10 protein-coding genes and 1 pseudogene are annotated in these 12,342 nt (G+C 72.8%); 7 read left to right on the forward strand and 4 right to left on the reverse strand.

Annotated elements, in window-relative coordinates:
- Nucleotides 1-440: pseudogene (locus tag ACZ7N4_RS08280) on the reverse strand (hypothetical protein); the annotation flags it as partial.
- A gap of 268 nt (nucleotides 441-708) precedes the next feature.
- On the opposite strand from ACZ7N4_RS08280, the gene rplM reads away from it, so the two are divergent.
- The 3 genes from rplM to glmM all read left to right on the forward strand — a co-directional run bounded on the left by rplM (nucleotide 709) and on the right by glmM (nucleotide 3,245).
- Nucleotides 709-1,152, forward strand: coding sequence for a 50S ribosomal protein L13 (rplM, locus tag ACZ7N4_RS08285; protein ID WP_030345455.1), 444 nt, complete (start codon nucleotides 709-711; stop codon nucleotides 1,150-1,152).
- Nucleotides 1,153-1,194: 42 nt separating this feature from the next.
- The gene (rpsI, locus tag ACZ7N4_RS08290) at nucleotides 1,195-1,707 is read left to right on the forward strand and encodes a 30S ribosomal protein S9 (protein WP_103812805.1); all 513 of its coding nucleotides are present in this window, start codon (nucleotides 1,195-1,197) and stop codon (nucleotides 1,705-1,707) included.
- Nucleotides 1,708-1,886: 179 nt separating this feature from the next.
- Nucleotides 1,887-3,245 carry a phosphoglucosamine mutase gene (gene glmM, locus ACZ7N4_RS08295; RefSeq protein ID WP_471355166.1) on the forward strand — a complete coding sequence of 453 codons (1,359 nt, stop codon included), beginning with the start codon at nucleotides 1,887-1,889 and terminating at the stop codon, nucleotides 3,243-3,245.
- Between the two features lie 176 nt (nucleotides 3,246-3,421).
- Here the strand turns inward: glmM and ACZ7N4_RS08300 are convergent, their stop codons facing one another.
- Both ACZ7N4_RS08300 and coaA read right to left on the reverse strand, forming a co-directional pair.
- A complete protein-coding gene (locus ACZ7N4_RS08300) occupies nucleotides 3,422-4,354 on the reverse strand; it encodes a DUF389 domain-containing protein (protein ID WP_471355168.1) in 933 nt (310 codons plus the stop codon).
- A 22-nt stretch (nucleotides 4,355-4,376) separates the two neighbouring features.
- Nucleotides 4,377-5,345, reverse strand: a complete 969-nt coding sequence (gene coaA, locus ACZ7N4_RS08305; RefSeq protein WP_471356136.1) for a type I pantothenate kinase — start codon at nucleotides 5,343-5,345, stop codon at nucleotides 4,377-4,379.
- A 184-nt stretch (nucleotides 5,346-5,529) separates the two neighbouring features.
- Between coaA and glmS the strand changes: the two genes are divergently transcribed.
- Complete coding sequence (gene glmS / locus ACZ7N4_RS08310; protein ID WP_471355170.1) at nucleotides 5,530-7,377, forward strand: glutamine--fructose-6-phosphate transaminase (isomerizing); 1,848 nt, start codon at nucleotides 5,530-5,532, stop codon at nucleotides 7,375-7,377.
- A 151-nt stretch (nucleotides 7,378-7,528) separates the two neighbouring features.
- Here glmS and ACZ7N4_RS08315 read toward each other — a convergent pair whose 3' ends face one another.
- Nucleotides 7,529-8,311, reverse strand: coding sequence for an SDR family NAD(P)-dependent oxidoreductase (locus ACZ7N4_RS08315; protein ID WP_471355172.1), 783 nt, complete (start codon nucleotides 8,309-8,311; stop codon nucleotides 7,529-7,531).
- A gap of 72 nt (nucleotides 8,312-8,383) precedes the next feature.
- Here ACZ7N4_RS08315 and ACZ7N4_RS08320 point away from each other — a divergent pair, with 72 nt between their 5' ends.
- The 3 genes from ACZ7N4_RS08320 to alr all read left to right on the forward strand — a co-directional run bounded on the left by ACZ7N4_RS08320 (nucleotide 8,384) and on the right by alr (nucleotide 12,259).
- Nucleotides 8,384-8,755, forward strand: coding sequence for a holo-ACP synthase (locus ACZ7N4_RS08320; RefSeq protein WP_189298205.1), 372 nt, complete (start codon nucleotides 8,384-8,386; stop codon nucleotides 8,753-8,755).
- A 198-nt stretch (nucleotides 8,756-8,953) separates the two neighbouring features.
- Nucleotides 8,954-10,396, forward strand: a complete 1,443-nt coding sequence (locus ACZ7N4_RS08325; protein WP_471355174.1) for an NAD(P)H-hydrate dehydratase — start codon at nucleotides 8,954-8,956, stop codon at nucleotides 10,394-10,396.
- 693 nt (nucleotides 10,397-11,089) lie between these two features.
- A complete protein-coding gene (alr, locus tag ACZ7N4_RS08330) occupies nucleotides 11,090-12,259 on the forward strand; it encodes an alanine racemase (protein WP_471355176.1) in 1,170 nt (389 codons plus the stop codon).
- Nucleotides 12,260-12,342 lie beyond the last annotated feature (83 nt).

Here is a 12,342-nt window from a genome sequence, read left to right on the forward strand (position 1 = left end):
TTCTTGTACACCGTGCCGTCCATGGTCAGCTGCGTGCCCGGGAACAGGGTGTCCGGGCCGAGCGGCGCGGTGTCCTTCTTGGCGCTGGAGATGAAGTCCTTCGGGTCCAGCGGCGGCGGGGCGCTGGTGGGCGCGAAGGACGGCGTGGCGGTGGCGGAGCCGGGAATGGAGGCGCTGGCGGGCAGATTGCTCGGGCCTGCCTCCGGATCACCGCCGTTCGCGGAGACGACGGCCATGGCGACCGCCGTGCCTATCGCGACCGTGGCGAGGGCGCCGCCGGCTATGAACAGCAGCTTGCGGCGCTTGTTCCGCGTCTCCGAGGCCTCGGCGAGCGCGGCCCAGTCCGGAGTCCCGTCGTCGGCTGCGCTGTTCCACGGCTGCTGGGATTGCGGTTTCCAGGGATCCCACTGAGACTGGGGTCCCCCCTGCCCGTTACTCATGGGGCGCATCTTAGACGGGGGGCGGGGTGTGCGGGGTCCGTCCGTCGGCCTGCCTCGTTTTGACCCGCCCGGGGGCCGCCCGGTAACCTACTTCTTCGTTGTGTATTGGCTTGCTCATTCTCACGGGACGGGCCCTTACACCGGTCCACCGGGCCGATGACCAGCGACCCCACGTACGCGGTATGCGTCGCCGCCGTGGATCAAGGCTGTCGTGATCGTTTCGGTGACCTTGTTTAGGACCATTCACTCGAAGCGAAGGCTACGAACCGTGCGTACGTACAGCCCCAAGCCCGGCGATGTGACGCGCCAGTGGCACGTCATCGACGCTCAGGACGTTGTCCTGGGTCGTCTCGCCACCACTGCTGCGACCCTCCTGCGGGGCAAGCACAAGCCGATCTACGCGCCGCACGTCGACGCTGGTGACTTCGTCATCATCATCAACGCCGACAAGGTGCACCTGTCCGGCAACAAGCGGACCCAGAAGATGGCGTACCGCCACTCCGGCTACCCGGGTGGTCTGCGCTCCGTCCGCTACGACGAGCTGCTCGACAAGAACCCCGAGAAGGCCATCGAGAAGGCCGTCAAGGGCATGCTCCCCAAGAACACGCTGGGCCGTCAGATGCTCTCGAAGCTGAAGGTCTACAAGGGTGACCAGCACCCGCACGCTGCCCAGCAGCCGGTGCCGTTCGAGATCACCCAGGTCGCGCAGTAAGTCCGGCCACCCCCTAAGACTGAACAGAATCTGAGGAGAATCGTGGCCGAGACCACTGCCGAGCAGCCGCTCGAAGAGCTTGACATCGACAGCTACACCACCGAGTCCGAGGTTCCGGTGGAGGGTGAGTACACCTCCGAGTCCCTCGCCTCGCGCTTCGGTGAGCCCCAGCCGGCCGCCGGCCTGGGCCGTCGCAAGAACGCCATCGCCCGCGTCCGGATCGTTCCGGGCACCGGCAAGTGGAAGATCAACGGTCGCACCCTTGAGGACTACTTCCCCAACAAGGTGCACCAGCAGGAAGTCAACGAGCCGTTCAAGGTCCTGGAGCTTGAGGGTCGTTACGACGTCATCGCCCGCATCGCCGGTGGCGGTGTCTCCGGTCAGGCCGGTGCCCTCCGTCTCGGTGTGGCCCGTGCGCTGAACGAGGCCGACGTCGACAACAACCGCGGCCCGCTGAAGAAGGCCGGCTTCCTCAAGCGCGACGACCGTGCGGTCGAGCGCAAGAAGGCCGGTCTGAAGAAGGCCCGCAAGGCCCCGCAGTACAGCAAGCGCTAACCAGCAGCTGCCTGCTCGTACTCCGAACGCCCCGGCGGCACGCCACATGTGCCGTCGGGGCGTTCGTTTATCCCGGCCAAGGGCGTATAACGACACAAGGCGCTCAAAGGCTTGTGTGATCGGATCGCACGGCGTCTGCCATCATTCCCGGCAGCAAGGACGCTTCCTCAGGAGGACAAGTGGGACGACTCTTCGGCACGGACGGCGTGCGCGGTGTCGCCAACGCGGATCTGACGGCCGAGATGGCGCTCGGCCTCTCCGTCGCCGCGGCGCACGTGCTGGCCGAGGCGGGCACCTTCGAGGGCCACAAGCCGAAAGCGGTGGTCGGTCGGGACCCGCGGGCGTCCGGGGAGTTCCTGCAGGCGGCGGTGGTCGCGGGCCTCGCGAGCGCGGGCGTGGACGTCCTGTGCGTCGGTGTGCTGCCGACGCCGGCGGTGGCGCACCTGACGGGCGCGCTCGGCGCCGACCTCGGTGTGATGCTCTCCGCCAGCCACAACGCCATGCCGGACAACGGCATCAAGTTCTTCGCCCGTGGCGGCCACAAGCTCGCCGACGAGCTGGAGGACAGGATCGAGGCGGTCTACGACGCACACCGGCACGGCGAGCCGTGGGAGCGGCCGACGGGCGCCGGCGTGGGGCGTGTGCGGTCGTACGAGGAGGGCTTCGAGAGGTACGTCGCCCACCTCCTGTCGGTCGTGCCCAACCGGCTCGACGGACTGAAGATCGTCCTGGACGAAGCGCACGGCGCGGCCTCGGGGGTCTCGCCGGAGGCGTTCGCCCGGGCCGGTGCCCAGGTCGTCACGATCGGCGCGGAGCCGGACGGCCTCAACATCAACGACGGCTGCGGCTCGACCCACCTGGACAAGCTGAAGGCCGCGGTCGTCGAGCACGGCGCGGACCTCGGCATCGCGCACGACGGCGACGCCGACCGCTGCCTGGCCGTGGACCACACCGGCGAGGAGGTCGACGGCGACCAGATCCTCGCCGTGCTCGCGCTGGCGATGCGGGAGCGTTCCGCACTGCGCTCCGACACCGTCGTCGCGACCGTGATGTCCAACCTCGGCTTCAAGCTGGCCATGGAGCGCGCGGGCATCCGGCTCGTGCAGACCGCCGTGGGCGACCGGTACGTGCTGGAGGAGATGAAGGAGCACGGCTACGCCCTCGGCGGCGAGCAGTCCGGGCACGTCATCATCCTCGACCACGCGACCACCGGTGACGGCACGCTGACCGGACTGCTGCTGGCGGCGCGGGTCGCGGAGACCGGCCGTACGCTGCGGGAGCTGGCCTCGGTGATGGAACGGCTGCCGCAGGTGCTGATCAACGTGCCGGACGTGGACAAGTCGCGGGTGAAGACGTCCGCCGACCTCGCCGCCGCGGTCGCCGAGGCGGAGCGGGACCTGGGGGCGACCGGGCGGGTGCTGCTGCGGCCCTCCGGGACCGAGCCGCTGGTCCGGGTCATGGTCGAGGCCGCGGACATCGAGCAGGCCCGGTCGGTGGCGGGGCGGCTCGCCGATGCGGTGAAGTCGGCCCTCGGATAGGTCCGGGGCCCGGGGCCGGGCTCGGGGTGCGCGTCCAGCGGTTCGGGATTCCGGATGCCGGTGCGCGGGGTGCCGGGGATCGTGCGGTGCGGGCTGCCGGTTCGTCGGGGTGTGTCGCGCCCACGCGGCGCGGCCGCGGAGGACACAGCCCCGCGCCCCGGGCCGGCTGCGCCGCCCTACGGGAGACGCTCCCGCTGTTTCGTCCAGAACCACTTCTGCGCCAGCAGTGTCAGCGTGCCCGCCACCACGATCCCCGCCAGGTTCAGCAGAAGCTGGACGGACGAGCCCAGGGTCTGGTTCGTGTCGCCGTAGGCCAGGGCGACCGCCGCGTTGGCCGCGGCCGGGACCGTCGTCACCGAGATCGCCACGCCCACCAGGGCACCCGACTTGGCGGAGGTCAGGGAGAGGGTGCCGGCGACGCCGGCCAGGATCGCGACGACCAGGGAGAAGGCGTCGGGGGCGTAGATGAACGCCGTGTTGGGGCGCTTGCCCTCCAGGTCGGACCGGTGGAAGAGGTCGATGACGTCCATGAAGACGCTGAAGCCGACCGTCACCGCCATCGCCACCGCGAAGCCCACCAGCAGCGCGCTCAGTGAGCGCCAGGCCAGGCGTGGCTGGCGTCGGACCAGGGCCGTGCAAATGCCGGCCAGGGGGCCGAACTCGGGGCCGACCGCCATCGCGCCCACGATCAGGATGGCGTTGTCCAGCACCACACCGCAGGCCGCGATCATCGTCGCCAGGGTGATGAAGGCGACGTAGGTGACCGACAGCGTCGACTCCTCGTGGGTGGCCTCGGTCAGGCCCTCCCACAGGACCGCGTCCGCGCCCTCGCCCGGTGCCTCCGCCTCGGCCTCGTCGGCGCGCCGGGACAGGGAGAGGCCGATGTCGTCGACGGCGATCGAGCCGGTCTCGTCCAGGCCCAGCCGGCGCAGACCGCTGATGAGTGCGTCACCCGCCTCCCGGGCCACGTCGCACAGGACGAGGTCGCCGGCGGGATCGCGGGCGGTGCCCGGGAGGACGACGAGGTGGGTGGTACCGACCGTGTTCTCGATCAGACGGACCACCTCGTCGGTCCGCTCCGCGGGGCTGATCAGGCGCAGGTGCAGCATGGCGCCCATCTAACAGGGGCGGCTACAGCTTGCGCAGCCTGAGGCGCTGCACCTTGTGGTCCGGGCCCTTGCGCAGGACGAGGGTGGCCCGGCCGCGGGTCGGGGCGATGTTCTCCACCAGGTTGGGCTTGTTGATGGTCCGCCAGAGCGTGCGGGCGTAGTCCAGTGCCTCCTCCTCGGAGACCTGGGTGTACTTGCGGAAGTACGAGGACGGGTTCTGGAAGGCGGTCTGGCGCAGCTTCCTGAAGCGGTTGAGGTACCAGCGCTCGATGTCCTCGGCGCTCGCGTCGACGTAGACGCTGAAGTCGAAGTAGTCGGCGAGACCGACCCGGGTGCGGCCGTCCGTGCCGGGCAGGGCGGGCTGGAGGACGTTGAGGCCCTCCACGATCAGGATGTCCGGGCGGCGCACGGTGAGCCGCTGGTCCGGGACGATGTCGTAGATGAGGTGGGAGTAGACGGGGGCCGTCACCTCGTCCTTGCCGGCCTTGATGTCGGCGACGAAACGGGTGAGGGCGCGGCGGTCGTAGGACTCGGGGAATCCCTTCCGTGACATGAGGCCGCGGGCCTGGAGCTCCCGGGTGGGCAGCAGGAAGCCGTCCGTCGTGACCAGTTCCACGCGCGGGTGCTCGGGCCAGCGGGAGAGCAGGGCCTGGAGGAGGCGGGAGACGGTGGACTTGCCGCAGGCCACCGAGCCGGCGACACCTATCACGAACGGGGTGCCGGACTGGGAGCCCTTCTCCCCGAGGAAGGTGTTCAGCGCGCCTCTGAGGCCGTCGGTGGCGCCGACGTAGAGGTTGAGGAGCCGAGAGAGCGGGAGGTAGATGTCCCGCACCTCGTCCAGGTCGATGACGTCACCGAGACCGCGGAGCTTCTCCACCTCCTCGGCGGTGAGCGGCAGCGGTGTCTTGTCGCGCAGCGCGCTCCACTCGGCGCGGGTGAGATCGACGTAGGGAGTCGCCTCCGGCCTGTGCCGGTGGGCGCTCCGGGGCATCGAGGAGACCGGTGAGATCACAGTCCATTGTTAACGGAGTTCGAACGGCGCGGCGGGTGGGGTCCGTCACGCCGGGCCGGCGCGGGCGTCGGAGCACCGAAGGGCTGCGTACGACGGTGGGAATTTCCGAATTCGGGCAGGCGGAGGCCGTTTCTGATCACGGCCGGCCCGTAGGCTGCCGCTCATGTGCGGAATCGTGGGATACGTGGGGTCACAGTCGGCGCTCGATGTCGTGATGGCCGGACTGAAGCGGCTGGAGTACCGGGGGTACGACTCGGCGGGTGTCGCCGTGCCGGCGGACGGCGGGCTGGCCGCCGCGAAGCGGGCCGGGAAACTGGTCAACCTGGAGAAGGAGCTGGTGGACCGGCCGCTGCCGGCCGGCTCGACCGGCATCGGGCACACCCGCTGGGCCACCCACGGCGGCCCCACGGACGCCAACGCGCACCCGCACCTCGACAACGCGGGCCGGGTCGCGGTGGTGCACAACGGCATCATCGAGAACTTCGCGGTGCTGCGCGCGGAACTGGCCGAGCGCGGCCATGAGCTGCACTCCGAGACGGACACCGAGGTCGTCGCCCATCTGCTGGCCGAGGAGTTCTCCTCCTGCGCGGACCTCGCGGAGGCCATGCGGCTGGTGTGCCGGCGGCTGGAGGGCGCGTTCACGCTGGTCGCGGTGCACGCCGACGAGCCGGACGTGGTGGTCGGCGCCCGCCGCAACTCGCCGCTGGTGGTGGGTGTCGGCGAGGGCGAGGCGTTCCTGGCCTCCGACGTCGCCGCGTTCATCGAGCACACACGGTCCGCGATCGAGCTGGGCCAGGACCAGGTGGTGGAGCTGCGCCGGGACGGCGTCACGGTGACGGGCTTCGACGGCCGCCCGGCCGAGGTCCGCTCCTACCACGTGGACTGGGACGCCTCCGCCGCCGAGAAGGGCGGCTACGACTACTTCATGCTCAAGGAGATCGCCGAGCAGCCCAAGGCGGTCGCCGACACCCTGCTCGGCCGGATCGACCCGTCCGGCTCGCTCACCCTGGACGAGGTGCGGATCAGCCCCTCCGAACTGCGCGAGATCGACAAGGTCGTCATCGTCGCCTGCGGTACGGCCTTCCACGCCGGTCTGATCGCCAAGTACGCCATCGAGCACTGGACGCGGATCCCGTGCGAGGTGGAGCTGGCCAGCGAGTTCCGCTACCGGGACCCGATCCTGGACGGGCGGTCGCTGGTGATCGCCATCTCCCAGTCCGGCGAGACCATGGACACCCTGATGGCGCTGCGGCACGCCCGCGAGCAGGGCTCCAAGGTGCTGGCGATCTGCAACACCAACGGCTCGACGATCCCCCGCGAGTCGGACGCGGTGCTGTACACGCACGCCGGTCCGGAGATCGCGGTCGCCTCCACCAAGGCGTTCCTCACCCAGCTGGTCGCCTGCTACCTGGTCGCGCTGTACCTGGGGCAGGTGCGCGGCACCAAGTGGGGCGACGAGATCCAGGCCGTGATCAAGGACCTGTCCCGGATCTCCGAGGAGGTCGAGCGGGTCCTGGAGACCATGGAGCCGGTACGGGCGCTGGCGCGCACCCTCGCCGCGAAGAACACCGTGCTGTTCCTCGGCCGGCACGTGGGCTACCCGGTGGCCCTGGAGGGCGCGCTCAAGCTGAAGGAACTGGCGTACATGCACGCCGAGGGCTTCGCCGCGGGCGAGCTGAAGCACGGCCCGATCGCGCTGATCGAGGAGGACGTGCCGGTCGTCGTCGTCGTACCGTCGCCGCGCGGCCGGTCGGTCATCCACGACAAGATCGTCTCCAACATCCAGGAGATCCGGGCGCGGGGCGCGCGCACCATCGTGATCGCGGAGGAGGGCGACGAGGCGGTGGTCCCGTACGCCGACCACCTGATCCGCATCCCGGCCACGCCGACCCTGCTCCAGCCGCTGGTGGCGACGGTGCCGTTGCAGGTCTTCGCCTGTGAGCTGGCCACGGCCCGGGGGAACGAGGTGGACCAGCCCCGGAACCTCGCCAAGTCGGTCACGGTGGAGTAGCCACTCGTCCGCCGGGGCATCGCCGTCCGGCGGGGGCGTCGTCGTTCGGCGGTTGCGGTTGCGGTTGGGGTTGCGGGTGCGGGGCGCGTGTCGGGGAACCGCGCGTGCGGTCGTTCGCGCGGTTCCCCGCGTCCCTTCCGGGCGCGCTCGCTCAGTGCACCGAGAAGCCGCCGTCCACGAAGATCGACTGGCCCGTGACGTACGCGGAGGCGCGGCTCGCCAGGAAGACGGCCGCGCCCTCGAAGTCCTCGGCGAGTCCGTTGCGGCCGGTCATCGTGCGCGCGGCAAGAGCGGCCACCCGCTCGGGATCGGAGGACAGCCGCCTGTTCAGCGGGGTCATCACGAAGCCCGGCACGAGGGTGTTGACCGTGACCCCGTACGGTGACCAGGCCTCGGCCTGGGAGCGGGCCAGGGACTCCAGCGCGCCCTTGGAGACGCCGTAGGCACCGCTCTGCACGAAGGCGCGGTGGGCCTGCTGGGAGGTGATGTGGATGATCCGCCCGAAGCCCCGCTCGGCCATGCCGGGCCCGAACCGCCGGCCCAGCAGGAAGGGCGCCTCCAGGTTCACCGCCATCGTGTTGTCCCACACGTCGTCGTCCATGTCGTCCATCGGCGGCCGGAGGTTGATCCCGGCGGAGTTGACGAGGATGTCGGGCTCGCCGAAGACGGCCGCGGCCTCCTCGGCCGCCGCGCGCACCCCGTCCCGCGACCCCAGGTCACCGCTGACCCAGGCCGCCCGGCAGCCGGCGTCCGTCAACTCCTCCACGGTGGCCGCCAGTTCCGTCGGCCGCCGGGCCACGACGACCACCCGGGCCCCGGCCCGCGCGAGCGCCCCCGAAATGGCCCGGCCGATACCGGAACTGCCCCCGGTCACCAGGGCGACCCGGCCCTCCAGGGAGAAGAGGCCGGAGAGATAGGCGTGTGACGAGTTCATGCTGGAAGCGTAGAACGCGGCCCGCCGACCGGTTCGGCCCGTCTCCGCGGCCGGGGTCGTAGGGTGCTCGGCATGAGCATCATCGGGGTGGGCATCGACGTCGCCGAGATCGACCGGTTCCGGGCGTCCCTGGAGCGGACACCGGGGCTGGCCGACCGGTTGTTCGTGGAGCGGGAGCTGCTGCTGCCCAGCGGGGAGCGGCGCGGAATCGCCTCGCTCGCGGCCCGGTTCGCCGCCAAGGAGGCGCTGGCGAAGGCGCTGGGCGCGCCTCCGGGGCTGCAGTGGACCGATGCCGAGGTGTATGTGGAGGACAGCGGGCAGCCGCGGCTGCGGGTGAAGGGGACGGTGGCCGCGAAGGCCGCGGAACTGGGCGTGCGGTCCTGGCACGTGTCGCTCAGTCACGACGCGGGCGTGGCCTCGGCCGTGGTGGTCGCCGAGGGCTGACCGGACCGGGCCGGGCCCCGGCCTGTCCGCGCGTACGGGTCCCGGGCCCTTCGAGCACGACCGCGTGCCGCCGTGCGCGCCCGCTCGGACAGACCCCTGCGACCGGACCTCGCGACCGGACCCCGCGACCGGAAGACGGAGATCGCCTCCGGGCAGAGCGGGTGTGGACCGCGGGGGTCGCGGGGCAGTATCGACCGCATGCATACTGCGTACAGCGTGGAGACGGTAAGGGCGGCCGAGCGGGCGCTGATGGCACGGCTGCCGGAGGGCGCGCTGATGCGGCGGGCCGCCGCCGGACTGGCCGCCGCCTGCGCCGAACTGCTCGGGCGGGTGTACGGCAGCCGGGTGGTGCTGCTCGTCGGCAGCGGCGACAACGGCGGGGACGCCCTGTACGCGGGGGCCCGGCTGGCCCGGCGCGGCGCGGGCGTGACGGCGGTCCTGCTGACACCGGGACGGGCCCACGCCGGGGGGCTCGCCGCCCTGCGCCGGGCGGGCGGTGCCCTCGCCCCGGCGGACGGTGCCGGCCCGGTCGAGGAACTGCTCCTGCGGGCCGACCTGGTCGTGGACGGCATCGTCGGGATCGGGGGCAAGGGCGGGCTGCGGCCGGACGCCGAGCGGCTCGCCGGGGTGGTGGCGCGGTCCCGGGCCGCCGTGGTGGCCGTGGACCTGCCCAGCGGCGTCGACGCGGACACCGGCGAGGTGCGCGGGGCCGCGCTCCGGGCCGACCTGACCGTCACCTTCGGCACGTACAAGCCGGGACTGCTGGTGGATCCCGCGCGGGAGTACGCCGGGGTGGTGCGGCTCGTCGACATCGGTCTGGAACCGCCGCCCGCCGACGCCGTGCTCCAGGCCCTGCAACACGCCGACGTGGACCGGCTGTTGCCGGCGCCGACGGGGGAGAGTGACAAGTACCGGCGCGGGGTGGTCGGGATCGCCGCCGGGTCGGCGCGCTATCCCGGGGCGGCCGTGCTGGCGGTGTCGGGCGCGCTGCGCGGCGGGGCCGGGGCCGTACGGTACGTCGGGCCGGCCGGGGACGCGGTCATCGCCCGCTTCCCGGAGACCCTCGTCTCCGACGCGGGGCCCGCCAGGGCCGGCCGGGTACAGGCCTGGGTGACCGGACCCGGTGCCGGGGACGACGCGGCGACCGTGGCCGAGGTGCTGGCGGCGGACGTGCCGGTGCTGCTGGACGCGGACGGGCTGCGGCTGGCCGAACGGGACGCGGTACGGCGGCGTACGGCGCCGACGCTGATGACCCCGCACGCCGGGGAGGCCGCCGCACTGCTGGGCGTGCGGCGGGAGGAGGTCGAGGGGGCCCGGCTGGCCGCGGTGCGGGAGCTGGCGGCGGTGTACCGGGCGACGGTGCTGCTCAAGGGCTCGACCACGCTGGTCGCCGACTTCGCGGGCGGGCCGGTACGGGTGAACTCCACGGGGACGCCCTGGCTGGCCACGGCCGGGAGCGGCGACGTGCTGTCCGGGCTGGCGGGGTCCTTGCTGGCGGCGGGGCTGGGCGCGGCGGACGCGGGGAGCGTGGCGGCGTACCTGCACGGACTGGCGGGCCGGTTCGCGGCGGAGGGGGCGCCGACGGGGGCCCATGACGTGGCGTCACACATTCCGGAGGCCTGGAGGGACGTGCGGGGGTGAGGGGGTGGCGGGCGCGGGTCACGGGGGGCTGAGGGCCTGGAGGGGGGTGCGGGGCTGGGGGAGTGGCGAGAGGTTCGGGGTTGAGGGGGTGGAGGGGCGTGCGGGGCTGGGGGAGCGGCGAGAGGTTCGGGGTTGAGGGGGTGGAGGGGCGTGCGGGGCTGGGGGAGCGGCGAGAGGTGCGGGGCTGGGGGGCGAGTGGCGAGAGGTGCGGGGCTGAGGGGGTGGCGGGACATGCGGGGCTGAAGGGGTGGCGGGCGCGGGTCGCGGGCGGCTCGGCGGGGGTTGGGCCGCCTGCCCGCGGTTGCGAGCGCCGCGCCAAGGGGCACGGGACCGGACGGGAGACGCGGCTGCCGCCGCGGGGGCGCGACCGGGTCTCCGCGCCAGGCCGCAGCGGGGCGATTGCCCGGACGCGCGACGGCGTGAGCGACCTGGCCCCCATCGCAGCCCGGCGATGGCGGCACGTGCGATGGTCGGGCCGCCCCGGCCCCGGTCGCACGCGGGACGGCGGGACCGATCGGGCCCCGGCCGCAGCACGGCGACTGCCCGTACGCGCGACGGCGTGAGCGACTCGGCCCACGCCCCGCGTTACGCGGCGCGACCCGTCGGACCGACCGGGCCTGGGCCGCACGCGCGACGGCCGGACCGACCCGGCCCCCGCCCCGCGCAGGGCGGCTCTGAGAGACTGGGGGCGCGATGAGTGAGACAGCTGCTGAGCCGACCGCCGCCCTGCGCGCCCGCGCCGAGATCGATCTGGGCGCCCTGCGCGCCAATGTGCGGGCCCTGCGCGCCCGGGCCGAGGGCGCCGCCGTGATGGCCGTCGTCAAGTCCGACGGATACGGCCACGGCGCGGTGCCGTGTGCCCGCGAGGCCCTCGCCGCGGGCGCGAGCTGGCTCGGCACGGCCACGGCCGAGGAGGCCCTCGCGCTGCGCGCGGCCGGGCTGCCCGGCCGGATCCTGTGCTGGCTGTGGGTGCCGGGCGGCCCCTGGCGGCAGGCGATCGAGGCGGACATCGACGTCTCGCTGAGCGGCATGTGGGCCCTGCGGGAGGTCGTGGCGGCCGCCCGGGCGGCGGGCCGCACCGCGCGCGTGCAGCTCAAGGCCGACACCGGTCTCGGCCGCAACGGCTGCCAGCCCGGCGAGGACTGGGCCGAACTCGTCGCCGCGGCGCTGCGGGCCGAGGCCGAGGGGCTGGTCCGGGTCACCGGACTGTGGTCGCACTTCGCGTGCGCCGACGAGCCGGGGCATCCGTCCATCGCCGCCCAGCTCGCCCGGTTCCGGGAGATGACGGCGTACGCCGAGGAGCGGGGCGTCCGGCCCGAGGTGCGGCACATCGCCAACTCGCCGGCCACCCTCACCCTGCCCGAGACCCACTTCGACCTGGTCCGCACGGGCATCGCCATGTACGGCGTCTCGCCCAGCCCCGAGCTGGGCACCCCGGCGGACTTCGGGCTGCGCCCGGTGATGACGCTCAGCGCGTCGCTGGCCCTCGTCAAGCGCACCCCGGGCGGCCACGGCGTCAGTTACGGCCACCACTACGTCACCCCCGGCGAGACCACCCTCGGCCTGGTGCCGGTCGGTTACGCGGACGGCGTCCCGCGGCACGCCTCGGGAACCGGTCCGGTGCTGGTCGACGGCAAGTGGCGGACGATCGCCGGGCGGGTCGCCATGGACCAGTTCGTCGTGGACCTGGGCGGCGACGAACCCCCGGTGGGCAGCGAGGCCGTGCTGTTCGGACCCGGCGACCGGGGCGAGCCCACCGCGGAGGACTGGGCGCAGGCCTGCGGCACGATCGCGTACGAGATCGTCACGCGCATCGGCAAGCGCGTTCCCCGCGTTTATGTGAACGGGCAAGAACTCGGGTAACCCGTCCAGGGAGCGGCACTTCGCGTTCCCGGACGCACCGGTCACGTCCGTCACACCACAGCACAGCGGCACCGGCACGGCGG

Source organism: Streptomyces sp. NPDC107654 (assembly GCF_055639035.1).

What these genes read in the sequence shown, in the direction of transcription:
- ACZ7N4_RS08300 (WP_471355168.1), bottom strand. Translation starts at nt 4,354, where the DNA reads ATGCTGCACCTGCGCCTGATCAGCCCCGCGGAGCGGACCGACGAGGTG.
- coaA (WP_471356136.1), bottom strand. Translation starts at nt 5,345, where the DNA reads ATGCCCCGGAGCGCCCACCGGCACAGGCCGGAGGCGACTCCCTACGTC.
- glmS (WP_471355170.1), top strand. Translation starts at nt 5,530, where the DNA reads ATGTGCGGAATCGTGGGATACGTGGGGTCACAGTCGGCGCTCGATGTC.
- ACZ7N4_RS08315 (WP_471355172.1), bottom strand. Translation starts at nt 8,311, where the DNA reads ATGAACTCGTCACACGCCTATCTCTCCGGCCTCTTCTCCCTGGAGGGC.
- ACZ7N4_RS08320 (WP_189298205.1), top strand. Translation starts at nt 8,384, where the DNA reads ATGAGCATCATCGGGGTGGGCATCGACGTCGCCGAGATCGACCGGTTC.
- ACZ7N4_RS08325 (WP_471355174.1), top strand. Translation starts at nt 8,954, where the DNA reads ATGCATACTGCGTACAGCGTGGAGACGGTAAGGGCGGCCGAGCGGGCG.
- alr (WP_471355176.1), top strand. Translation starts at nt 11,090, where the DNA reads ATGAGTGAGACAGCTGCTGAGCCGACCGCCGCCCTGCGCGCCCGCGCC.